The organism is Paraburkholderia phytofirmans PsJN (assembly GCF_000020125.1).
Taxonomy (GTDB): domain Bacteria; phylum Pseudomonadota; class Gammaproteobacteria; order Burkholderiales; family Burkholderiaceae; genus Paraburkholderia; species Paraburkholderia phytofirmans.
The window spans coordinates 2523043-2544799 of record NC_010681.1; the positions used below are offsets into that span (position 1 = coordinate 2523043).

Consider the following 21757-nt stretch of genomic DNA (forward strand, 5'->3'; position numbering starts at 1 on the left):
TCAACGGCCCTCCGTGCATGACGTCAGAGCGTCCACGGGGCACCTCCGGCATCAGCATCGTCGTGATTGTCGGCGGCTTGCGCGGCTGCGATCAGTTCGCCGAGCGCGGCGAGATCGCGCTCGGCGTGGCTCTGCCGCAGGAACACCGGCAGATCCGCCAGCGCACGCGCGAAGCGCGCGTTGCGGCACAACGGGCCGGCGCCCAGCGTACGCGTCGCGTGATTCATCACGGCAGTCGACGCCTCTTCCACCACGAGACGCGCGCGCATAGTCTCGCGCTGCGAATCGGCTAGCGGATTGGCGTCGATGTGCGCGGCAGTCTCGCGCAATACTGCGGCCGCGCCCGCCAATGCCACCTCCACCGCACCGAGATGAGCGAGCCGATGCGGATCCACGCGCTGCGTGCACGCGTCGCGCAGCATCCGTCCGATCTGCGCGGCGGCCCCGTACCAGCACGCGGCGATACCGGCGCCGCCGTGCCAGAAGCCGGGACGCTGTACATAGCCATGCGCGCCGCCCACGAGTGTCGCCGCTGCGTGATCGAAGCTCACGTCGGCGCTGGCCGTGGCCTGCATGCCGACCGCTTGCCACTTCGACGTGTCGATTGAAATGGACGGCTGATTCATCGCGACGGCCGCCAGCACCGGCTCATCGTCCAACCAGGCGGTAACGAGCGCATGCGTGGCGACACGCGCGCCCGAGCACCAGGCCTTCGTGCCGGTGAGACGAAGGTCTGCGCCGTCGCTTCGGATTCCTACTTTGAGCGCCTGCACGCGCGCATCGGGCGGCTCGGCGGCCCAGACACCCCAGCGGCTATCCGCGGGCGGCGTGGGGCCGCGAAGCTCGGCGAGAATCGCGAGCGCATCCGTGTGTCCTTCGAACAGCTTGACAAGCCCGAGATCACACGCGGCCACCGCAGCGAGGCTGCGCCAGCGCACGAGCGTCTCGCCGTGGCCAGGCAAGGGCGAAAAAGGCGCGCGGTCAAAGCCGCGTTCGACCAGCGCGCGCAACACGTCGCCGAGCGCGGCGGAGTCGTTGGGATCGAAAGGCGTGTCACGCAGAAATTTTTCAAGCGACCCGGCAGGTTGCGCGTCCTTCCGGGTGCTGCTCGCGACCGCATGGAAATCGCGGGACGCGGCCATGGCGGAGCTTTGCGGCGGCCGCGCATTGACGCCGGCCGCACGATCACGCGTATCGAGCATCGTGCCTCCCTGAAGCTGTTCGATCGATTGCCGGCGGACTCTCGAGGGCCGCCGCTCACAAAAGATCCTCAGCAAGTGGCGTGCCTCCGGCGCCCAACGCCGGGACACGCACCACTTTTCTTCAGGAATCAGGAATGCCGATGCACGCAGGCCGTCAAACCACGCTGGTATGAAGGAAGCGTGCCTCGGTCGATGGGCTAGCCGGGACCGCGTTCGCTGCGCCGCGCTTCCACGTCGGCCAGCAAAGCATCGAACAGCTCAAGTGCAACCGGCTTCACGAGGTGCGCATGGAAACCGGCTTCGCGGGTACGCTCACGATCGCTCGCCTGGCCGAAACCGGTCATGGCGGCGTACAGGGTATGGGCGAGTTCGGGCATCGCGCGCAGCGCCGCGATGGTCTCGTAGCCGTCCATCTTCGGCATCGCAATGTCGATCACCGCGAGGTGAGGCACGAAGCGCGGCGCGACCTGCACCGCCTGTTCGCCCTCGTAGGCAATGCGCACCTCGTGGCCTTTGAGTTCGAGCAGCATGGCGAGACTGTCGGCGGAATCGCGATTGTCGTCGACCAGCAGAATGCGCAGTGGCCCGACTTCGGTGTCCGCTGCGTTCGCCTCATCGCCCGTCGCCTCGGGCAGCGCGGCGGCCAGCGGCAGACTCAGCGTAAAGGTGCTGCCGCAGCCCGGCCCTTCGCTGCTCGCGATAATGCTGCCGCCGTGCAGCTCGACGAGCGACTTGCACAACGTGAGGCCGATGCCGAGACCGCCCTCGCCGGCATTCTGCCCGTCCTTTTCCTGAGCGAACAGCTCGAAGATCCTGTCGAGCGAACGCACAGGAATGCCGCAACCCGCATCGCGCACTTCGAGCACGGCCATGTGGTAGTCGATGCGCGCCGCGACCTCGATGGCGCTGCCGACCGGCGAGAATTTCGCGGCGTTGTGCAAGAGGTTCTGCAACACCTGCACGAGGCGCGTCATGTCGCCGCGCACGATCACCGGCTCATCGGGCATATGCTGGACGACCCGCTGCTCGTGCGCGTCCGTAAACGGCCGGGCGGCCTCGATCGCGCGCCCCATGACCTCGGCCAGGTCGACACGGCCAAGGCGCAACTCGACCTTGTTCGACATGATCCGGCCGACGTCGAGCAGATCGTCGACGAGGCGCGTGAGGTGCGTGACCTGCCGGTCGATCAGGTCGCGCGAACGCGCCAGCGTGGGACTCACGCCGGTTTCGAGTTGCATCACGCCGATCGCGTTGCGGACCGGCGCCAGCGGATTGCGCAATTCATGGGCAAGGGTCGCGAGAAACTGGCGCATGCGTTCGCCCGAACGTTCCAGTTCTTCACGCTGACGCCGCTCGGTCAGGTCGCGCGTGACCTTGGCGAAGCCGCGCAGCCGGTTCGATTCGTCATGCACCGCGGTGATGACGACGTTGGCCCAGAAGGTCGTGCCGTCCTTGCGCACGCGCCAGCCTTCGTCCTCGACGTGGCCGAGCTGCCGGGCAATCGCCAGTTCGCGCGCGGGCTTGCCCGCCGCCGCTTCCTCGGGTACGTAGAAGGTCGAGAAATGCCGGCCGACGATTTCCTCGCGCGTATAGCCTTTGATGCGCGCGGCGCCCGAATTCCAGCTCACCACGTAGCCTTGCGGATCGAGCATGAAGATCGCGTAATCCTTGACGCAGTCGACCAGCAAACGGAAACGCTCTTCGCTTTGACGCAGCGCTTCGACGTACTCGCGTTGCGCGCTGAGATCGCGCGTGATCTTGGCAAAGCCGGTGAGTATGCCCGCGTCGTCGCGCATCGACGTGATCACGACATTCGACCAGAAGATCGTGCCGTCCTTGCGCTTACGCCAGCCTGTGTCCTCGAAGCGGCCGGTCAGCGATGCCTGCTGCAGTTCGTAGGCGGGCCAGTCGCGCGCCACGGCTTCCTCGGTATAAAAGCGCGAAAAGTGCTCGCCGACGATCTCCTGCTCCGAGTAGCCCGTCAGCTTGTATCCCCCGCCGTTGCAGCTCACGATCCGCCCGGACGGATCGAGCAGGAAGATCGCATAGTCTTCGATTGCCTCCAGCAGTGCCCAGTAATCGATTTCGACAGACGCCCTCGAGCGGGCCGCGGCCGGGACTTTGGCGGGCTTGCCGTTCTCGCCGGCGGAAGGGACATCAAGCTGTTTCATTGTGGTCGAAAATAAGGTCTACGGCCAAAAGCATACACCGCCAATCGCCGCCTGCTTCGCCTATGGTTTCACCTGAGGTCCGCGAGAAAGGCCAGCGCCAGCGTTCGCGTCGAGAAAAGCGCCGTCTGGATCGCCGGGCCCCGCAATTGCTACTCCCTGATCGCACCACCATCAAATAATAGGAGTCGCAATTGAAACAGGCATTCACCACCCTTGCTCTCGCTGCCGCGCTGGCACTCACCTGCACCGCCGCGCAAGCCGAGGGCTGTACGAAAGGCGCGGTCGTAGGCGGCGTGGCCGGCCACGTCGCGGGTGACCACGGCGTAGCGGGCGCGGCGGCCGGCTGCGCGATCGGACATCACGAGGCCAAGAAGAAGGACAAGGAAGCCAGCGCGGCCGCGGCCGCGGCCGCGAGTCAACCCGCCGGGAAATAACGGCGTGTAGAAAAGAGCCGGTAGTGACCTGCGGATCACTACCGGCTCGCTCAATCAGGGACTCGATATCTTCGCAAGATGATCACCCGGTGGCGCTGACCTTTTCCGCCAGCTTTGCGTCGTAGCTGGAATGCACGTGCACGCGCTTTTTGTCCGGATAAGCGTACGAATATGCGCGGCGCAGCGCCAGCGACGCCTCATGAAAACCCGACAGGATCAGCTTCTGCTTGTTCGGATAATTGGCGATGTCGCCCACCGCGAAGATGCCGGGCCGCGAGCTCTCATAGTTCGACGTATCCACATCGACGCGCCCGGCGTGAATCGATAGCCCCCATTGCGCGATCGGCCCGAGATCGGCAACCAGTCCATAGAGCGCGACGAGATGCTCGGCCGCGAGTTGCGTCTCGCCCTCGATATGTCGCAACGTGATGGACTTCAATGCATCGCCTTCAACGTTGAGCCCCGCAATCGCGCCGACGATGAAATCCATCTCGCCCGCCTCGACCGCGCGCCGCATCGACGCCACACTCGAATCGGCCGCACTAAAACCGCTGCGCCGATGCACCAGCGTCACACGGCGCGCGACCTTGCGCAGCGCCAGCGCCCAGTCGAGCGCGGAATCGCCGCCGCCGGCCACGACCACGACCTTGTCGGCAAAGTCAGCGAGACGCGGCACGCTGTAGTGCACATGACGCGACTCCAGCGGCACGGCTTCGGCCAGCGCCAGCTTTTGCGGCACGAATGCGCCGTTGCCGGCAGCGAGCAGGATCGCCGCGACGTCGAACACGAGGCCGCGATCGGTGCGTACCGTCCAGCGTCCATCGTCGTTCTGTTCGACCGACTCGACCCGCTGTTCGAGATGGATAGGCGGATCGAACGGCTTGCATTGCGCCAGCAGCCGCTCGACCAGTTCACGCGCGGTGCACGAGGCAATAGCGGGAATGTCGTAGATCGGCTTGTCCGGATAGAGCTCGATGCATTGGCCGCCGACCTTGTCGAGCCCGTCGACGATCTGGCAGGACAGGCCGATCACGCCCGCCTCGAAAGCGGCGAAAAGCCCCACGGGGCCGGCGCCGACGATCAGGACGTCGGTGCGGATCGGCGGCGGTTGTTGGTCTGCAGCGGAAGTCATGCGCAATCTCTTCGGATGGATAGATGGGCGAATGACCCACCATACCGAATCAGCCGATGCGCGGCAACGATGCCATTACCACCGGTAAGGACGCTCGGCGTGCCACCCGCGGTCGTCGCCGCCAAATCGAAGTGGTTACCTGAAAATAGCCGAAATCGGTTATTTCCCAGAACCAGTCAAGCGCCTAATCTTCACTCATCGCATCACGGCATGCGTCCAACCCAACTCAGGAGTGAATCATGGAACAACGTCTCGACTTCTACAAAGCCAACCCCGCCGCGATCAAGGCGCTGATCGGTGTTGAAGAACGCATCGGCAAATCGGCGCTCGAAAAATCGCTGACCGAACTGGTTCGTCTGCGCGCCTCGCAGATCAACGGCTGCGCGTACTGCGTCGATATGCACACCGCCGACGCCCGCAAGGGCGGCGAAACCGATCGCCGCCTGGCCACCGTGGTGGTCTGGCGTGAAACGCCGTTCTTCACGGATCGCGAACGCGCCGCGCTCGAATGGACGGAAGCGCTGACGCTGGTATCGCAGGAGCACGTGCCCGACGCTGTGTGGGAAGCCGTGCGCCCGCACTTCAGCGACGAAGAACTGGTCGATCTGACGCTGCTGGTCTCCGCGATCAACGCATGGAACCGCTTCGCGATTTCGTTCCGCAAGCTCCCGGCCTGAGGGCCGCGCGCTCAAAGGCACACCGATTAAGTTAAGTTAGAAAGCAGGCTCGCGCTGCGCCGCATCGCTCGCGACTTTGAAGGCCACGGTCAACTCGCTCAATTGCCGCGCCTGATCCGCGAGCGAGTTCGCGGTCGCCGCGCTCTCCTCGACCAGCGCCGCATTATGTTGCGTGACCTCGTCCATCTGCGTGACGGCGAGGCTCACCTGCTTGATGCCCTCGCTCTGCTCTTTCGAAGCCGCCGCAATCTCGCCGACGATACGCGCCACGCGGTCGATCGCGGCTTCGATTTCCTGCATCGTCTCGCCCGCTTCATTGACGAGCCCCGCGCCGCTCTCGACGCGCGAAGTCGACTCCGCGATCAGGGTGCCGATTTCCTTCGCGGCCGCCGCTGAACGCTGCGCGAGACTGCGCACCTCGCCAGCCACCACCGCGAAACCGCGCCCTTCCTCGCCCGCGCGCGCCGCTTCGACGGCCGCGTTCAGCGCGAGAATATTGGTCTGAAACGCAATGCCTTCGATCGCGGTAATGATGCCGGTCATTTTCGACGAACCCGCGTGAATCACGCGCATCGTCTCCACCATGCTGCCGACTGAAGTGCGCCCGCGCGCGGCCATCTCCGAAGCACGCGACGCGAGTTCGCTCGCGTGATGCGCGTTCTCCGCGTTCAGTTGCACGGTCGACGTGAGCTGCTCCATCGCCGCCGCGGTTTCTTCGAGCGATGCCGCCTGTTCCTCGGTGCGTTGCGAGAGATCGAGATTGCCGGCGGCGATCTGCTGCGTCGACGACGCGATCGAATGCGAGCCGGCTCGTACCGTGGTGACCGTGGCGCCGAGCTTGTCCTGCATCGAGGCGACGCCGCGCAGGAGTGTCGCCATTTCGTCGTTCGAACGAATCGGCACGCGGGTGGTCAGTTCGCCGGCGGCGATCGCGTCGAACTGGCGCAAAGCGTCGTTCAGCGGGGCCATGATCGCGCGGCGCAGCGTGCGCCAACTGATGGACGCAACCGTCAGCCCCAGCAGCGTGCTGCCGATGCACGCAGCCAACAGCGTATGAAAGAGCGCGGCCGAACGCTCGCTGGCGTCGCTCGCCTGCTGGTTCAGATAGTCCTCCAGCGCGCCCTGGCTCGCGTTCATCGCCGTGTAAAGGCCGATCAGATGGTTCGCGCGGCTTTCGTCCATCCAGCTCGCGTCGCCGGTGCGGATCGCCTCGATCAGCTTGTCGATGCCGTCGCGGCGCACGGCGGTGCGCTTCGCGTCGAGGTCGCCGGTGAGGCGTTGCAGTTCGGGCGTTTTCGGCAGATCGCGAAAGCTGTTCCACCATTTATCCGAATCGCCGAGCAGCATGCGCGCACGTTCCAGTTGCGCATTCAGTTGCGGGGAGTGCGGATTGCTCATCGCCCAGTCGAGCCCGAAACGCGCCCGCGACATGGCCGTGCCCGATTTGCCGAGCGCGACCACGGAAGCGAAATGCACCGTGTAGGCGTCGCGCTGCGCCGAGTTGCTTTCGCGCATGCCGAGAATGCCGAGCATGCCGGTGGCGATCAGCAGCACGCCGAGAAACGCGATGGTGATCGCGATCCGAAGATTGATGGTCAGATTCTTGCTCATCTTGGTTTTTATCGCTCTGGCTGGTTCTGGCGCTCTGGCTTATGACGTGCGGCCCCGCGCACGTGAACGATCAAACGTTCCTTATATGGAGCACTGAACCGTATGTGGAAAGTATAGCGATTCGCCTTCCGGTGAAAAAACAAAATTTCGCGGACGCGGTAAACGCGCAACAGGCCGCGACGTGCTTGTTTCGCCGGTGGGCGGTGCCGCCGGGCTCGGATAGATTTAATCGACGAACCACCAGACAGCGGCATGCCGCTGCGGATTATTCTGGAATCCTAGTTATACGGCACGCAAGCGTGGCATGGGTCCTCACGGCTCGCCCCTATTCGCCGATCCACGACCCGCGCAGATCGCTGTCATGCAGCAATTGCAACAGCGTGCCCGCCGGCTTGCTGAGCCGTTTCGCCGCCAGCGCAATGAATTCCACCGACGGCAGCGTCGGCAGACTCGCCATGTTCAAGGGCGCCGCGAGACCCCGCGCCGCCAGATACTGCGGACGAACCGTAATGCCGAGCCCGCCGCGCGCGGCCGCGATGCAACCCGCGTGGCTGCTGCTCGTGCACACCAGCTGCCAACTGAAGCCCGCCTCGGCGAGCGCGTCGAGCACGACGGCGCGCGTCACGCTCGGTTCGGCGACCAGAATCAGCGGCAACGGCTGGCTTAGATCGACCAGCGTGCCGGCGCGCGCCAGCCACTCCAGCCGCCCGGTGAAGAGCGGCACGCCGCGGCGGTCGCCGAGACGCCGCTTGCCGACCAGCAGATCGATCGCGCCGGCGTCGAGCAGTTCGTACAGCTTGCCAGTCATGCCGATGGTAATTTCCAGTTCGACGTCCGGATGCGCGTCGCGAAACGCCGCCAGCACGGTGGGCAATGGGCCGAGCGCGACGTCGTCCGAGGAACCGAGCCGCACGCGGCCTTTCAGACGCGGCGCGCGAAACTGCGATTCGGCTCGCGCGAGCGCCTGCAGAATCACGCTGGCGTGCGCGAGCATGGCTTCGCCGTCGGGCGTCATTGCGAGCGAATGGGTGTCGCGCACGAAAAGCCTCCGGCCCACGCTCTGTTCGAGCCGGCGGATGTGTTCGCTGACGCTCGATTGCGTCAGGTCGAGCCGCCGCCCCGCCTCGGTGAAGCTGTGGCAGGCCGCGACGGTCGAAAAGGTCTTGAGCCAGATGGGATTGAGCATGGAGCATTGTCGCGCTGCTCATCGGCAAAGTCGATAACAGTCAACATCCCTAGTGGGGTTCCCGATTGACGAGGATGTCAATATGATTACGGAATTGCCTCACTGAATGCTCGGAGCCGGGACGGCCGTCACCGCCGTCACCGCCGCCGCCCCGCTGCTCCGTCAAAAGATGACCAAGGATTCTTCCCAGACTGCTTTGCTCTGGATCGTCGCCGCCGGCTTTTTCATGCAGTCGCTCGACACGACCATCGTCAACACCGCGCTGCCGTCGATTGCGAACAGCCTGTACGTGGCGCCGCTCGCGATGCAGCCGATCGTGGTCGCCTACACGCTGACCATGGCGATGCTCACGCCCGCCTCCGGCTGGCTCGCCGACCGCTTCGGCACGCGGCGCGTCTACTTCGCCGCCATTCTCGTGTTCGTGCTCGGCTCGATCTGCTGCGCGAGCGCGCATACGCTCGGCCAACTGGTGATGGCACGCGTGCTGCAAGGCGTGGGTGGCTCGATGCTGCTGCCGATCGGGCGGCTCGCCGTCCTGCGCAGCGTCACGGGCGACCAGTACGTCGCGGCGCTCGCGTTCATCTCGGTGGCCGGACAGCTGGGCCCGATCGCCGGGCCGACGCTCGGCGGCTGGTTCGTTCAGGCGATCACGTGGCACTGGATTTTCCTGATCAACGTGCCGATCGGCGCCGTGGGTCTGTACGCGGTGCAGCGCTTCTTGCCGTCGCATGGCGAAGCAAAGGCGCCGCCGTTCGACTTCGTCGGCTGCGGGTTGCTCTCGTTGTGCATGATCGCGTTCTCGCTCGCCGTCGACTCGCCGATGCCCACGCATCGCGTGGCGTGGTCGGTGGCGCTGTTCGCGCTCGCCGCTATTAGCGCGCTCGCCTACATCCCGCATGCGAGACGCCGCGTGAATCCGCTCTTCAAGTTGTCGCTCTTTCGCGAGCCGAACTTCAGTGTGGGCCTGATCGGCAATCTGGTGTGCCGCATCGGTTCGAGCGCGGTGCCGTTTCTCGTGCCCTTGCTGCTGCAATTGCAACTGGGCTACTCGCCGCTCCATTCCGGTCTGATGATGCTGCCCGCGGCTCTCGCCGGCACCGTCGCCAAACGCTGGATCGCGCCGCTCGTGCGCCGCTATGGCTACGACACCTTCCTGCTGATCAATACGATCGTTGTCGGTTCGTCGATCGTTGCGTTTGCACTGATTACGCGCGGCACGCCGCTCGTGGTCGAAATCGCGATTCTGGCCGTGTTCGGCGCGGCCAACTCCATGCAATTCGCGGCCATGAACAGCGTCACGCTCAAAGGCCTCTCGCATGAAGATGCCGGCAGCGGCAACAGCCTTTTTTCGATGGTGCAGATGCTGGCCATCGGGCTGGGCGTATCGATCGGCGGCGGGCTGGTGAATCTTTTTTCGGCGCAAGCCGGATCGGCGGCGCTCGGTTTTCGGCTCGCCTTTGTGTGCGTCGGCGTGATCACACTGGTGTCGGCGTGGGTGTTTCGCCACCTCGACGAAGCGCCTGCCTCGCGCCCGGTGCAGGGGCAAGCGACGCAGGGCGCGGGCCGCTGATATCCACGCCTTGCGTCACGTCAATCCGGCAAGCGGATGCCGGAAAATCCCGCGCACGCCTCGATCAAACGCTCCTGAACGGCAACGTCGCGCACAGCCGGGTGTGTTTCGCACTGCTTCATGTGATAGAAATACGCGCCGCTGACGGTGGCCGCCGGCTCGTCGCTGACGGCGAGCCACACTTGAGTTTTCGGCGCGGCCTGCAAATCGTCCGGTGCACCCGGACCACCCATTTTCGTCGCCACCCAACCCGGCTCCAGCGCATTCGACAACACCCTCGGCCAGCGCCGCGCCATCGCGAACGCCAGCAACGCATCGTGCAGTTTCGAGTCCGAGTACGCCGCCGCGCCTCGCCAGGGACGCCGCTCCCAGGCCAGATCGTCGAGGCTCGCGTCGCCGCTGCGATGCAGGCCCGAACTCAGATAGACAAGCCGCTTCGGCTTCTCGATCAAAGCGGTGAGAATGTACGGCGCCAGCGTATTGACCGCGAACACGTGCGGCAAGCCGTCGACGGTGGCGACCCGCCGCGGCTCCTGATAGCCGACCGCCGCGTTGTGGATCACCGCGTCGAAACGGCCAAGCTGGTTGACCTGCTCCGCGAGCGCCACCGTGGCCGCGATGCTCGACAGGTCGCCGGCCAGCGCGGCTTGCGCTTGCGGCACGGCTTGCAACGCCTGGTCGGCGCGCGCCGCGCTGCGCGCATGCAACACCACCTGATGGCCGGCCTCGACAAGTAGACGGGCAGCCATTTGACCGAGACCATCGGCGGAACCGGTAATAAAAATTCGCGACATGGGACGTCCTCCTTGTTCAGCGTGAATATGCCCGATGCATGACGAGAAGCACTTGTCTTGGTGCTTCGGGCGAACGCCAACAGATTAACGCCCGCCGCTCGACTGACGCGATAGCCTGGCTGTCATTCCACTCATGACATCACATCATTCGTTCGCCTTACTAGGCGGCGTTTCCCCGAGTCCACGCGTGAATTCAAACGGACTTTCGCGTTAGCATGTCACGCATTAACGAATAACAAAGGACTTATCACATGCCATTTGACGAGCGCATGCTGAACGGCATGGGCGTCTTGACGGCGATTGTCGATTGCGGGAGTTTTGCGGCAGCCGGAGAAGCGCTCGACATGTCGCAATCCGGGGTGAGCCGTTCGGTCGCGCGGCTCGAAGCGCGTCTGGGCATCCGGCTCTTCGATCGCACCACGCGTTCTGTCACGCTGACCGACGAAGGCCGGCGTTTCTACGAACAGATCGTACCGCTGCTGGGCGGACTCGAAGAAGCGGCGGCTTCCGCCGCCCAAGGCGCAACCGCCGTGCGCGGACGTTTGCGCGTGAACATGGATCCGTTCTTCTCGCGCCTCGTACTCGGGCCTCGGCTGGGCGGTTTTATCGACAAGCATCCCGATCTGCAGCTCGAACTGATCACCCGCGATCAATTGGGCGATCTGGTCGGCGACGGCTTCGATCTCGCGATCCGTTTCGGCGATCCGCCGGTGTCGACGCTGATCGCGCGCAAACTATTGGACACGCGAATTCTCACCGTAGCCGCGCCGTCGTATCTCAAGAAGCACGGGCATCCGACGACTCCGGCCGAACTCGAAAACGGCAAGCATGTCTGCATCAAGTTTCGCGACCCGCTCACGGGCTACCCGTTCAGTTGGGAATTTCATCGCGGCCGCAAGAAAATCTCGATCGCGCCGCAGGGTCGCTTGACCGTGAACGACGTGGGCACCCTGCACAGCGTTTGCACGGCGGGCCAGGGCGTCGCGCAGATTCTCTCGCTCGGCACCGAGTCGTTGATGGCGAGCGGAAAGCTCGTCGAGCTATTTCCCGATTGGGGCGACGAGGTTTATCCGCTGTATGCGCTCTATCCTTCGCGGCATCATCCGCCGGCGAAGGTGCGGGCGTTTTACGATTTCATCGTGTCGCTGACAGGCGGCGCACAGCGCGAAACGGCGGCTTGAGGCCGTGTTCGGCGACGTCCGCGCATTGGCATGATGCCCTGCGCCGCGCCGCGTCAGGAAATCGTGTAGCGGTTCTGTGGGCCGCCGATGTACAGACCGCGCGCGAGCGTGAGAATCTGCTCGCGATGCTGGTCGAACGCGGCAAGCACCGCTGGTTCGTCGGAGCCGACGCTTGGGCTCAGATTCGAAATCACCGACCGGTTGACGGCAAAAGCGATTTCGCGTGCGTTGTCGTAGCCCCAGAAATTCACGCAGTGATGCGAGGCGTCGTAACTGCGGCTGGGATTCGGGAAGTTGAGGGACATGTCGTACTCCCGGGAGGTAGGGTGCTCCTTGCACGGTGCGCTGAATGGGGGAACGGGTCAAGGCTTTGTTTGTCAGCGCGCGCAGCGCGATGGCCAGACCCGAACAAAACACGAAACATGCGCCCAGGTCTGCCGATTGCTGCACTACTCATGTCATCCAACCAGGAGAGGATCATGAGCGAAACCAAAGAACAGGCCAACAACAAACCGGCCGATATCGAGCATCCGCAGCCCGCCGCGCACAGCGACAACGAGAAGAGCAAGCTGCCCAAACGCGACGACGAAGGGCGCGATCAGGCGCCATCGGACAATCCGGGCAAGAAACCCCGCGAGGGCGAGCCGCCTGTCGGCTGAAATATTAAGCGCCAATCCCGGAGCGGCTTTGCTGCTTTTCGCCAGCGAAGCCGCATAAATTTTTCCCTTCTGGCGGCTTTCATAAGCCAAACATTTCTTCCTGTTTTTTACCGATTATTTTTTCCGCGTGATGGACTATTTTTCTGCTTGCAGCGACGTGTGCGCCAAGCAGACCAGCTGCCGCCCCTCAACAGATAACAAAGGCGACGCTTATGTCCATCTCCTCGACTCCCCCTCACCGCCCCCACGTGTCCATCTGTCTGCCGACCTGCGATCGCCCTGAGCTGATCGCAACGTGCATCGACTCGTGCCTCGCGCAGAGCTACGACGATCTGGAGATCGTGATTGGAGATGACTCGAAGGACGCGCGCACCGAGCGGTTGATCGCAGCCCGCTACGCGCACGAACCGCGCGTGCGCTATGTGAAAAATCAGCCGCCGCTCGGCCAGGCGCGCAATGTTGCAAGCCTGTTCGAGCGCGCCAGCGGCGACAAGATTCTGCTGATCCACGACGACGATCTGCTCGCCACGGACGGCGTCGAAAAGCTCGTGTCGCTATGGCTGCGCCACCCGCAACTCGATGTGGCGTTCGGCGACCAGTACGAAGCCGATCACGGCGGCGCCATCGATTTCGCGGCGAGCGCGAAGCTCAACGCCGCATTCCGGCGTACGAAGGACGCTGAAGGCCTGCAGTCGCAGCCCGGTCGAACCGGTCTGATCCAGATGTTTCCGAACAACGGCTGGATGGCCAACGCCGAACTCGTGAAGCGGATCGGCTACCGGGAAGAATACGGTGTGTGCTGCGACTTCGTATTCGGCACCGAACTCTGTCTCGCTGCGCGCGAGGTGTTCTATCTGCACGACTATGTCTCGGTGTATCGAAAGACGGCAAGCTCCATCTCGCATAGCACGCGCGGCACAGCAGTCGCGGCGACGGTCAGCGCGTATGCATTCGTCAAGGCGTTGCAATTGCCCGGGCAACTGGAGCCATCGCGCAAGCTGGCGTTGCGCCGGCTCGCGCCGATCGTGGTATCGGTTCACGCCAGAAATAATCAGGTGCTCGACGGGCTCAAGGTCGCCTTCACGCATCTGTTCGCGTACAACTACGGCTTGAGCACGCGGCTTTACTATCATCTTCTCGCGCTTGCGCGTGGCGCGCTGAGGGCCCCTCAGCAAGCCGTCGCGGCGGCCGCGGTGGCGGCGGTGGCGGCCGCGCCCGTTGTGGCCGCGGAGCCGGCCGCCGTGGTGAAGGAACTCGTCTCCGAACTGGTAAGCGATCGTTCGGAACCGGTCTGACGCGCCGCCGGCGACGCGTGCAGCGCGTGCAGCGCGTGCAAGCCTTCAGCAATCAGCGTGTTTTATGCTAAGCATCCCGTGCTAAGCAAACGCGGATTTATTGCTTGGTCCGGCGTGGCGCACTGATTACGATGAAAGCGAACCATCACCAGCCCCGAGGTGACTCGCATGTCCGATAGTGCCTGTTTCAAGCCGCGTGTGATCGAACCCGTCGTCGTCAACCAGCCTGAAGGATTGGGCCTCGCTGTGGAGCTATGGCTCGCGCAACCCGTCGACGGAATCGCGGGGCGGGCGCTGCAGATTCATTTACGCAGCGACGCAAAAATGGCGCAGGCCGAGACGCTGCGCGATCTGCTGCACGCGTTGGGCACGGAGATAGTCGTGGCGTGAGCATGGGCTTTGGCCATGAGGCGCGATGGGTTTGCATCGCTGCCCACGCGCATAAAAAATCACGGCGGCCAAGGTTGCCCTGGACCGCCGTTCTCATGCGTCGCCCGAACGTACTTCGCGAGCGAGCGGGCCTCGATTCAAAGCTTCAAGCCTCAAGGCTCCAGACGCAAATACCCTTCTTTCGACGGATCGCGCATCCGCAGCGAAACGATGCCGGCAATCGCGCACAGCGCGGTCACGTACCAGTAGAAAATCGACTCGTTGCCGACCGACTTCAGCCACAGCGCCACATACTCGGCCGAGCCGCCGAAGATCGCATTCGCCACCGCGTATGAAAGCCCCACGCCGAGCGCACGCACTTCCGGCGGGAACATTTCCGCCTTGATCAGGCCGCTGATCGACGTATAGAAACTGACGATCGCCAGCGCCACCACGACCAGACCGAAGGCCGCATAAGGGCTCGTCACGTCTTTCAGCGCGTGCAGCAGCGGCACGGTGCCGATGGTCGCGAAGAAGCCGAAGAACAGCATGGAACGACGGCGGCCGATGCGGTCCGACAACGCGCCGAACGCCGGCTGCATCACCATGTAGACGAAGAGCGCCGCGGTCATCACGTTGCTGGCCGTCTTGGCGTGCATGCCGGCCGTGTTGACCAGGTACTTCTGCATGTAGGTGGTGAACGTGTAGAAAATCAGCGAGCCACCGGCCGTGAAACCGAGCACGGTCATGAACGCGCCTTTGTGCAGCCACAGGCCGCGCAGCGTGCCGGCTTCTTTGCGCTGACGGGTTTCGGCGGTGGTGGTTTCGTCGAGCGATTTACGCAGATACAGCGCGACCAGTGCCGCAACCGCGCCGATTGCGAACGGCACGCGCCAGCCCCATGCTTTCAGTTCATCGTTGGAGAGCGTTTGTTGCAGCACCACCAGCACCAGCAGCGCACACAACTGCCCGCCGATCAGCGTGACGTACTGGAACGATGCGAAGAAACCGCGCCGGCCCTTGAGCGCGACTTCACTCATGTAGGTCGCGCTGGTGCCGTACTCGCCACCCACCGACAAGCCCTGGAACAGCCGCGCGACCAGCAGCAGCGCCGGCGCCAGCGCGCCGATCTGCGCGTAAGTGGGCAGCACGGCGATCACGAGTGAGCCGCCGCACATCATGAACACCGACACCATCATGGCGGTGCGGCGGCCGTGCTTGTCGGCGAGGCGGCCGAAGAACCAGCCGCCGATCGGACGCATCAGGAAGCCGGCGGCGAACACGCCCGCCGTGTTGAGCAATTGCGTGGTGGTGTTGCCGCTCGGGAAGAACGCCGGCGCGAAATACAGCGCACAGAACGAATACACGTAAAAGTCGAACCACTCGACGAGATTGCCCGATGAAGCGCCAACGATCGCGAAGATGCGGCGCCGGGTGTCGTGAGCCGAGGCCACGGTTTGGTCGGTTAGGTCGGTCATGCTTGTCTCTATCCTTGTAATTGAACGGAGGTCACCGTGGTGGCGCCGCCTTCAGATCGCGTGCACGGGAGCGTTTATCCCGTCCAGGCTAATTTTACAGAATCGCAAGGGAGAGTTGGAGCTTTGTTCGGGCAGTTAAGGAGCTAAGTTGTCGCGCAGCCGCGCTCGTGTCTGAATCTGCTGCATCGCATATAAGAAAAAGCCAGCTCGAGATAGGAGCTGGCTTTCGTCTATCGCACCGTATATGGCGCCGTATATAGCGCGTCCTGCTGCAATGCGCCGGTCACACTCTCACTGCAGGCGGCACATAGCGGCACTCGTAGCGCTTGCGAACCGTGCCGTTCTCATCGACGCTTTCCAGATACACGTCGAACTGCCACAGCCGCGCCATGTGCTTGAGCACTTCGTCGCTATCGCCGGAGAGATGCCGGTTGTCGCTCATGAAGTGCCGTAGCGTCAAACTCCGGTCGCCACGCGTATTCACCGCCCACACCTGAATGTTCGGCTCGCGGTGATGCATGTCGTACTGCCGCGACAACGCCTGACGCACGTACTGATAGCCGCTGTCGTCGTGAATCGCCGAGACTTCGAGCGCGTCGCGCATGTCGTCGTCGAGCACCGAGAAGAGGCGCATTTCGCGGATCAGATGCGGCGACAGATACTGCGCGACGAAACTCTCGTCCTTGAAGTTGCGCATCGCGTAGTGCATGGCCGGGAGCCACGGACTGCCCGCCAGTTCCGGGAACCACTTGCGGTCTTCTTCCGTGGGCGTTTCGCAGATGCGGCGAATGTCGCTCATCATCGAAAAACCGAGCGCGTACGGATTGATGCCGCTGTAGTACGGCTTCGTGACCGGCGGCTGATAGACCACGTTGCTGTGCGAATGGAGAAACTCCATCATGAAGCCGTCTTCCAGCTTGCCCTGGTTGTACATGGTGTTGAGCAAGGTGTAGTGCCAGAAGGTCGCCCAGCCCTCGTTCATCACCTGGGTCTGCCGTTGCGGATAGAAATACTGGCCGACCTTGCGCACGATGCGGATCACTTCCCGCTCCCACGGCTCCAGCAGCGGCGCGTTTTTCTCCGCGAAATACAGCAGATTTTCCTGCGGCTCCGGCGGATAGCGCTCCTCGACTTCCTCCGGCAACGGCGTATGCCGGGTCGGCAAGGTGCGCCACAATTCGTTCACCTGCGACTGCAGATAGGCCTCGCGTTCACGGCGCGCTGCAAACTCCTTTTGCAGCGACAGCTTCTGCGGACGCTTGTAACGGTCCACGCCATAGTTCATCAACGCGTGGCAGGAATCGAGCAGTTCCTCGACCCGGTCGAGCCCGAAACGCTCCTCGCACTCCGCGATGTAATTCTTCGCGTACACGAGGTAGTCGATGATCGCGTGCGCATCCGTCCACAGCCGGAACAGATAGTTGCCCTTGAAGAACGAGTTGTGGCCGTAGGCCGCATGGGCGATGACGAGCGCCTGCATCGTCATCGTGTTCTCTTCCATCAGATACGCGATGCAGGGGTTCGAATTGATGACGATCTCGTACGCCAGCCCCATCTGCCCGCGACGGTAGCTTTTTTCGGTGGAGAGAAAGTGTTTGCCGAACGACCAGTGACGGTAGTTCACCGGCATACCGACGGACGCGTACGCATCCATCATCTGTTCGGCGCTGATGAGTTCGAGCTGGATCGGATACACGTCGAGTTCATATTGCTCTGCAACACGGGCAATATGCGAGTCGTACTCTTCGATCAATTCGAAGGTCCAGTCGGACGGGCACGGCAGAGGCCGTCTATCGGCTACGTTCATACGGACTTCCCTTTGCCCCTGAGTGGGCGTTCCGGTGTGTCCCCGTGCTGCAGCGGTGTGGACTGCTCCGGCTGCGGCGGTTCCGGTATCGTCCGCCCTTGCCTCGGCATGCCCCGACTGTTGCTGCTGCGGCACGCCTTTCCCGCGCTCCGGCGCGCCGTTCTCCGGCTCGCCGCGCGCTTCGTTGTGCAGGTGCTCGTTCGTCATGAATTCGCCGCCTGCTTTTCGAACAACTCGCGAAACACCGGATAAATGTCGGCCGCGGTCTCGACTTTCTTCATCGCCATGTGCGGCTGGCTCAAGGCCAGCTGCGCATACTCCAGCCACAGATTCTGTTCTTCCGGCGTCACCTGAATATACGCAAAATAGCGCACCTTCTCCAGGATGTCATCCGAGAGTATCTTGCGGCACTTCGGCGAGTCGTCGGTCCAGTTGTCGCCGTCCGACGCCTGAGCGCCGTAAATATTCCATTCAGTCGGCGAATAACGCTCGTCCATCACCTTCTGCATCAGCTCAAGCGCGCTCGACACCACCGTGCCGCCGCTTTCGGTCGAATGGAAGAACGTGTCTTCGTCGACCTCTTCGGCGCGCGTGTGGTGACGAATGAACACCACTTCGATCTTCTCGTAGTTTCGCTTGAGGAACAGATACAGCAGGATGAAGAACCGCTTGGCGAGGTCCTTGCGCTGCTCGTCCATGGAACCGGACACATCCATCAGACAGAACATCACGGCCTGACTGGAAGGCGTGGGCTGTTTCACGCGATTCACGTAGCGCAGATCGAACGGATCGATGAACGGAATCCGCCAGATGCGGCCGCGCAAATGGTGAATCTCCTCTTCGAGCAGCTTGATCTCTTCGCGACGATCGTCGGGATCGGCTTTCATGACCTCCAGTTGCCGTTCCATCTCGTGCAGCTGGTTGACGAGCGGCGCACCGAGCGCGATACGGCGGCCGAGCGCGCTGCGCAGCGAACGCACCACGTCGATGTTGTTCGGCGTGCCTTCGGCAGCCCAGCCCGCGCGGATGCTTTTCCACGTCGGCACGGCAAGCAGATGGGTTTTGACGAGACGCGGCAGTTCGAGATCGTCGAAGAAATACTGCATGAATTCTTCGCGGCTCAGCTCGAACACGAAGTCGTCCTGACCCTCGCCTTCGTTGCTGGCCTGATTGCCCCCGCCTCCGCCGCCGCCCCCTTGCGGGCGCTGGATCTTGTCGCCGCGGATGTAGTCGGAATTGCCCGGATGCACCATTTCCCGCTTGCCGCCGGGGCCATGTCGGAACGACGGTTCGGCAATGTCCTTGCGCGGGATGGTGATGCTCTGGGTGTTCTGAATGTCCTTGATGCTGCGGTCGCGCACGGCTTCCGAAACGGCGCGACGAATATAGTTCTTAACGCGACGCAAAAAACGTTCGCGATTCGCAATGCTTTTGTTCTTGCCTGCTAACCTGCGGTCGATAATTTGATGAAGCACGCCCGGTCTCCCGCTGTAATATCGCGTTTGCGAGACGTAGCTGCCCAAGGCAACGCTATGTCCATGCAGCTTGCGCCTCGCAGGGTGCCCGCGCGGTCGGACCGCGCGGGCGGCACGCAATACGCATCATGACGACTTGCGCACGCGCAGATACCAGTCACACAGCAAGCGCACCTGCTTCGGCGTATAGCCCTTCGTCACCATGCGATTGACGAAGTCTTCGTGCTTGCGTTGTTCCTCCGCCGAGCCCTTGGCGTTGAACGAAATCACCGGCAGCAGTTCCTCCGTGTTCGAGAACATCTTCTTTTCGATCACGACGCGCAGCTTCTCGTAGCTGACCCATGCCGGATTCTTCCCGCCATTGGCAGCACGCGCACGCAGCACGAAGTTCACGATCTCGTTGCGGAAGTCCTTCGGGTTGCTGATACCCGCCGGTTTCTCGATCTTCTCCAGTTCGGCGTTCAGCGCCGCGCGGTCGAAACTCTCGCCTGTGTCGTGGTCGCGGAACTCCTGATCCTGAATCCAGAAGTCAGCGTACGTCACATAACGATCGAAGATGTTCTGACCGTACTCGGAATACGACTCCAGATACGCGGTCTGAATCTCCTTGCCGATGAATTCCGCGTAGCGCGAGGCGAGCACGTCTTTAATGAACGACAGATACTTCTGCTCGGTTTCCGGTGGGAACTGCTCGCGTTCGATCTGCTGTTCGAGCACGTACATCAGATGCACCGGATTGGCCGCGACTTCGGTCGAGTCGAAGTTGAACACGCGTGAGAGGATCTTGAACGCGAAACGGGTCGACACGCCGGTCATCCCTTCATCCACGCCCGCGAAATCACGGTACTCCTGATACGACTTGGCCTTCGGATCGGTGTCCTTCAGATTCTCGCCGTCGTACACCTGCATCTTCGAAAACAGGCTCGAATTCTCCGGCTCCTGCAACCGAGTCAGCACGGACATCTGCGCCATCATCTTCAAGGTGCCCGGCGCGCACACCGCATTGGCCAGCGACGAGTTACGCAGCAGCTTCTCGTAAATCTTGATCTCTTCACCGTAGCGCAGGCAGTACGGCACCTTCACCACGAAGATCCGGTCGAGCAGTGCTTCGTTGTTGCGGTTGTTACGGAACGCCTTCCATTCGGACTCGTTCGAGTGAGCCAGAATCACGCCGTCGAACGGGATCGCACCGAAGCCTTCCGTGCCCTTGAAGTTGCCTTCCTGGGTGGCGGTAAGCAGTGGGTGCAGCACCTTGATCGGCGCCTTGAACATTTCGACGAACTCGAGCAGGCCCTGATTGGCGAGACACAAGCCACCGGAGTAGCTGTATGCGTCCGCGTCGTCTTGTGCGTACTGTTCGAGCTTGCGGATGTCGACCTTACCGACCAGCGACGAAATGTCCTGATTGTTTTCGTCGCCCGGCTCGGTCTTGGCGATACCGATCTGGCGAAGGATCGACGGGTAGCGGCGCACCACGCGGAACTTGCGGATGTCGCCATTGAATTCGTGCAGGCGCTTGACCGCCCACGGGCTAAGAATGCTTTTCAGGTAGCGGCGTGGAATGCCATATTGTTCTTCGAGAATCGGGCCATCTTCCTCGTAGTCGAACAGACCGAGAGGCGACTCGTTCACGGGCGAGCCCTTGATCGAATAGAACGGCACGCGTTCCATGAGCTGCTTGAGACGTTCCGCGATTGATGATTTACCGCCGCCGACCGGGCCCAACAGATACAGGATCTGCTTCTTTTCTTCGAGCCCCTGGGCCGAGTGGCGGAAGTAGGCGACCACCTGCTCGATCACCTCCTCCATTCCGTAGAACTCACGGAATGCGGGGTATACCTTGATGACCTTGTTCGCGAAGATGCGCGACATGCGCGGATCGTTACGAGTGTCGATCTGTTCCGGCTCCCCGATCGCCGTCAACATGCGTTCGCCAGCCGTGGCGTACGCGGCGGGATTGTCTTTGCAGAGCGCGAGATACTCCTCGAGCGAGAGCTCATCTTCTCGCGTTTTCTCGAAGCGGGTCGCGAAACTGCTGTAGATATCCATGCTACCTCCTCGCCGAAGTCTAGACCGATGTCGTGCGCGGCGCGCTATTCGGAAACGACATCGCTCGAATTCATCCTAAACCCTTTTAAATTTTTTTTCACGAACTACGTTGCGAAAATCGCGCCGTATTCGCCCCCCAACAATTCCTCACTTGGAAACAAAGTTTCGACCACCTACAATCTTGCGCTCATACCGTAGCGATTGTGGTCACACCTCGCTGCCCTTCTACTGCCCCGCAGCCTCGTCAGCACTCTTCTGCAATGCTGCTCGATGCTCATCGAAGTGTCCCGCATTACTTCGCGATACTCCTCAATACTCTCTTGCACCAGCCATTACGTTCATCGAACGATCCCACTGCAATACCGGACGGCATGTCTGCACACGCACACTTTGTTGCTAAAAGCGCGGACGTCTACACGCTTTCTGTGTCCGGGTGCTTTCTCCTCAACGCACGACACGAGCGTTCGGTCTACAGCGACACAGGCCTGTTACATGTTCATGAACGCGTCATGTGTGTCCCTCACGCCGTCTCACGCTTAAGCAAAGTCCGTGCAGCTCCATGCGGTTCGTCAACTCATGAACGGTTTTGTTCCGCGTCATTTACATGCGGGTCATGGATCGCCGTGCGGGACGTGTGCGCATTAACCGCGCCGTGAGCATGGTTAGC

General features: G+C 62.5%; 18 protein-coding genes. 7 read left to right on the forward strand and 11 right to left on the reverse strand.

Annotation, left to right across the window (positions count from 1 at the left end):
* Positions 1–23 precede the first annotated feature (23 nt).
* Together BPHYT_RS11105 and BPHYT_RS11110 are read right to left on the reverse strand one after the other, a co-directional pair.
* Positions 24–1202, reverse strand: a complete 1179-nt coding sequence (locus BPHYT_RS11105) for an acyl-CoA dehydrogenase family protein (RefSeq protein ID WP_012433237.1) — start codon at positions 1200–1202, stop codon at positions 24–26.
* A 197-nt stretch (positions 1203–1399) separates the two neighbouring features.
* Complete coding sequence (locus tag BPHYT_RS11110; protein WP_012433238.1) at positions 1400–3373, reverse strand: PAS domain-containing hybrid sensor histidine kinase/response regulator; 1974 nt, start codon at positions 3371–3373, stop codon at positions 1400–1402.
* A gap of 191 nt (positions 3374–3564) precedes the next feature.
* Here BPHYT_RS11110 and BPHYT_RS11115 point away from each other — a divergent pair, with 191 nt between their 5' ends.
* Entirely contained in the window at positions 3565–3807 is a 243-nt protein-coding gene (locus tag BPHYT_RS11115; RefSeq protein WP_012433239.1) for a hypothetical protein, read from the forward strand.
* Positions 3808–3889: 82 nt separating this feature from the next.
* Here BPHYT_RS11115 and BPHYT_RS11120 read toward each other — a convergent pair whose 3' ends face one another.
* Entirely contained in the window at positions 3890–4939 is a 1050-nt protein-coding gene (locus BPHYT_RS11120; RefSeq protein WP_012433240.1) for an NAD(P)/FAD-dependent oxidoreductase, read from the reverse strand.
* A 239-nt stretch (positions 4940–5178) separates the two neighbouring features.
* Here BPHYT_RS11120 and BPHYT_RS11125 point away from each other — a divergent pair, with 239 nt between their 5' ends.
* Complete coding sequence (locus BPHYT_RS11125; protein WP_012433241.1) at positions 5179–5616, forward strand: carboxymuconolactone decarboxylase family protein; 438 nt, start codon at positions 5179–5181, stop codon at positions 5614–5616.
* A 36-nt stretch (positions 5617–5652) separates the two neighbouring features.
* Here BPHYT_RS11125 and BPHYT_RS11130 read toward each other — a convergent pair whose 3' ends face one another.
* Both BPHYT_RS11130 and BPHYT_RS11135 read right to left on the reverse strand, forming a co-directional pair.
* Positions 5653–7227, reverse strand: coding sequence for a methyl-accepting chemotaxis protein (locus tag BPHYT_RS11130; protein ID WP_012433242.1), 1575 nt, complete (start codon positions 7225–7227; stop codon positions 5653–5655).
* A 325-nt stretch (positions 7228–7552) separates the two neighbouring features.
* Positions 7553–8413 carry a LysR family transcriptional regulator gene (locus BPHYT_RS11135; RefSeq protein ID WP_012433243.1) on the reverse strand — a complete coding sequence of 287 codons (861 nt, stop codon included), beginning with the start codon at positions 8411–8413 and terminating at the stop codon, positions 7553–7555.
* Between the two features lie 169 nt (positions 8414–8582).
* On the opposite strand from BPHYT_RS11135, the gene BPHYT_RS11140 reads away from it, so the two are divergent.
* Positions 8583–9983 carry a DHA2 family efflux MFS transporter permease subunit gene (locus BPHYT_RS11140; RefSeq protein ID WP_012433244.1) on the forward strand — a complete coding sequence of 467 codons (1401 nt, stop codon included), beginning with the start codon at positions 8583–8585 and terminating at the stop codon, positions 9981–9983.
* Positions 9984–10003: 20 nt separating this feature from the next.
* Here the strand turns inward: BPHYT_RS11140 and BPHYT_RS11145 are convergent, their stop codons facing one another.
* Positions 10004–10777, reverse strand: a complete 774-nt coding sequence (locus BPHYT_RS11145; RefSeq protein WP_012433245.1) for an SDR family NAD(P)-dependent oxidoreductase — start codon at positions 10775–10777, stop codon at positions 10004–10006.
* 251 nt (positions 10778–11028) lie between these two features.
* Here BPHYT_RS11145 and BPHYT_RS11150 point away from each other — a divergent pair, with 251 nt between their 5' ends.
* Entirely contained in the window at positions 11029–11958 is a 930-nt protein-coding gene (locus BPHYT_RS11150; protein WP_012433246.1) for a LysR family transcriptional regulator, read from the forward strand.
* A 53-nt stretch (positions 11959–12011) separates the two neighbouring features.
* Here the strand turns inward: BPHYT_RS11150 and BPHYT_RS11155 are convergent, their stop codons facing one another.
* Positions 12012–12263 (reverse strand): DUF1488 family protein, encoded by a 252-nt coding sequence (locus tag BPHYT_RS11155; protein ID WP_012433247.1) that lies wholly within the window; start codon positions 12261–12263, stop codon positions 12012–12014.
* A 174-nt stretch (positions 12264–12437) separates the two neighbouring features.
* On the opposite strand from BPHYT_RS11155, the gene BPHYT_RS11160 reads away from it, so the two are divergent.
* The 3 genes from BPHYT_RS11160 (at position 12438) to BPHYT_RS11170 (ending at position 14302) form a co-directional block, all read left to right on the forward strand.
* The gene (locus BPHYT_RS11160) at positions 12438–12617 is read left to right on the forward strand and encodes a hypothetical protein (protein ID WP_012433248.1); all 180 of its coding nucleotides are present in this window, start codon (positions 12438–12440) and stop codon (positions 12615–12617) included.
* Between the two features lie 212 nt (positions 12618–12829).
* The gene (locus BPHYT_RS11165) at positions 12830–13912 is read left to right on the forward strand and encodes a glycosyltransferase family 2 protein (RefSeq protein ID WP_012433249.1); all 1083 of its coding nucleotides are present in this window, start codon (positions 12830–12832) and stop codon (positions 13910–13912) included.
* A 168-nt stretch (positions 13913–14080) separates the two neighbouring features.
* Positions 14081–14302 (forward strand): hypothetical protein, encoded by a 222-nt coding sequence (locus BPHYT_RS11170; protein ID WP_012433250.1) that lies wholly within the window; start codon positions 14081–14083, stop codon positions 14300–14302.
* A gap of 152 nt (positions 14303–14454) precedes the next feature.
* On the opposite strand, the gene BPHYT_RS11175 is transcribed toward BPHYT_RS11170, so the two are convergent.
* From BPHYT_RS11175 to BPHYT_RS11190, 4 genes are all read right to left on the reverse strand, one after another.
* Positions 14455–15759 (reverse strand): MFS family transporter, encoded by a 1305-nt coding sequence (locus BPHYT_RS11175; RefSeq protein WP_012433251.1) that lies wholly within the window; start codon positions 15757–15759, stop codon positions 14455–14457.
* 283 nt (positions 15760–16042) lie between these two features.
* A complete protein-coding gene (locus BPHYT_RS11180) occupies positions 16043–17773 on the reverse strand; it encodes a SpoVR family protein (protein ID WP_012433252.1) in 1731 nt (576 codons plus the stop codon).
* Positions 17770–19041: a YeaH/YhbH family protein gene (locus tag BPHYT_RS11185; protein ID WP_012433253.1), complete on the reverse strand. Its 1272-nt coding sequence runs from the start codon at positions 19039–19041 to the stop codon at positions 17770–17772. The genes BPHYT_RS11180 and BPHYT_RS11185 overlap by 4 nt, the downstream gene beginning before the upstream one ends.
* Positions 19042–19167: 126 nt before the next feature.
* The gene (locus tag BPHYT_RS11190) at positions 19168–21090 is read right to left on the reverse strand and encodes a PrkA family serine protein kinase (RefSeq protein ID WP_012433254.1); all 1923 of its coding nucleotides are present in this window, start codon (positions 21088–21090) and stop codon (positions 19168–19170) included.
* Between the last annotated feature and the right edge of the window lie 667 nt (positions 21091–21757).

Coding starts and splice junctions, on each gene's coding strand:
- BPHYT_RS11105 (WP_012433237.1), bottom strand. CDS start 1,202: ATGCTCGATACGCGTGATCGTGCGGCCGGCGTCAATGCGCGGCCGCCG.
- BPHYT_RS11110 (WP_012433238.1), bottom strand. CDS start 3,373: ATGAAACAGCTTGATGTCCCTTCCGCCGGCGAGAACGGCAAGCCCGCC.
- BPHYT_RS11120 (WP_012433240.1), bottom strand. CDS start 4,939: ATGACTTCCGCTGCAGACCAACAACCGCCGCCGATCCGCACCGACGTC.
- BPHYT_RS11125 (WP_012433241.1), top strand. CDS start 5,179: ATGGAACAACGTCTCGACTTCTACAAAGCCAACCCCGCCGCGATCAAG.
- BPHYT_RS11130 (WP_012433242.1), bottom strand. CDS start 7,227: ATGAGCAAGAATCTGACCATCAATCTTCGGATCGCGATCACCATCGCG.
- BPHYT_RS11135 (WP_012433243.1), bottom strand. CDS start 8,413: ATGCTCAATCCCATCTGGCTCAAGACCTTTTCGACCGTCGCGGCCTGC.
- BPHYT_RS11140 (WP_012433244.1), top strand. CDS start 8,583: ATGACCAAGGATTCTTCCCAGACTGCTTTGCTCTGGATCGTCGCCGCC.
- BPHYT_RS11145 (WP_012433245.1), bottom strand. CDS start 10,777: ATGTCGCGAATTTTTATTACCGGTTCCGCCGATGGTCTCGGTCAAATG.
- BPHYT_RS11150 (WP_012433246.1), top strand. CDS start 11,029: ATGCCATTTGACGAGCGCATGCTGAACGGCATGGGCGTCTTGACGGCG.
- BPHYT_RS11155 (WP_012433247.1), bottom strand. CDS start 12,263: ATGTCCCTCAACTTCCCGAATCCCAGCCGCAGTTACGACGCCTCGCAT.
- BPHYT_RS11160 (WP_012433248.1), top strand. CDS start 12,438: ATGAGCGAAACCAAAGAACAGGCCAACAACAAACCGGCCGATATCGAG.
- BPHYT_RS11165 (WP_012433249.1), top strand. CDS start 12,830: ATGTCCATCTCCTCGACTCCCCCTCACCGCCCCCACGTGTCCATCTGT.
- BPHYT_RS11170 (WP_012433250.1), top strand. CDS start 14,081: ATGTCCGATAGTGCCTGTTTCAAGCCGCGTGTGATCGAACCCGTCGTC.
- BPHYT_RS11175 (WP_012433251.1), bottom strand. CDS start 15,759: ATGACCGACCTAACCGACCAAACCGTGGCCTCGGCTCACGACACCCGG.
- BPHYT_RS11180 (WP_012433252.1), bottom strand. CDS start 17,773: ATGACGAACGAGCACCTGCACAACGAAGCGCGCGGCGAGCCGGAGAAC.
- BPHYT_RS11190 (WP_012433254.1), bottom strand. CDS start 21,090: ATGGATATCTACAGCAGTTTCGCGACCCGCTTCGAGAAAACGCGAGAA.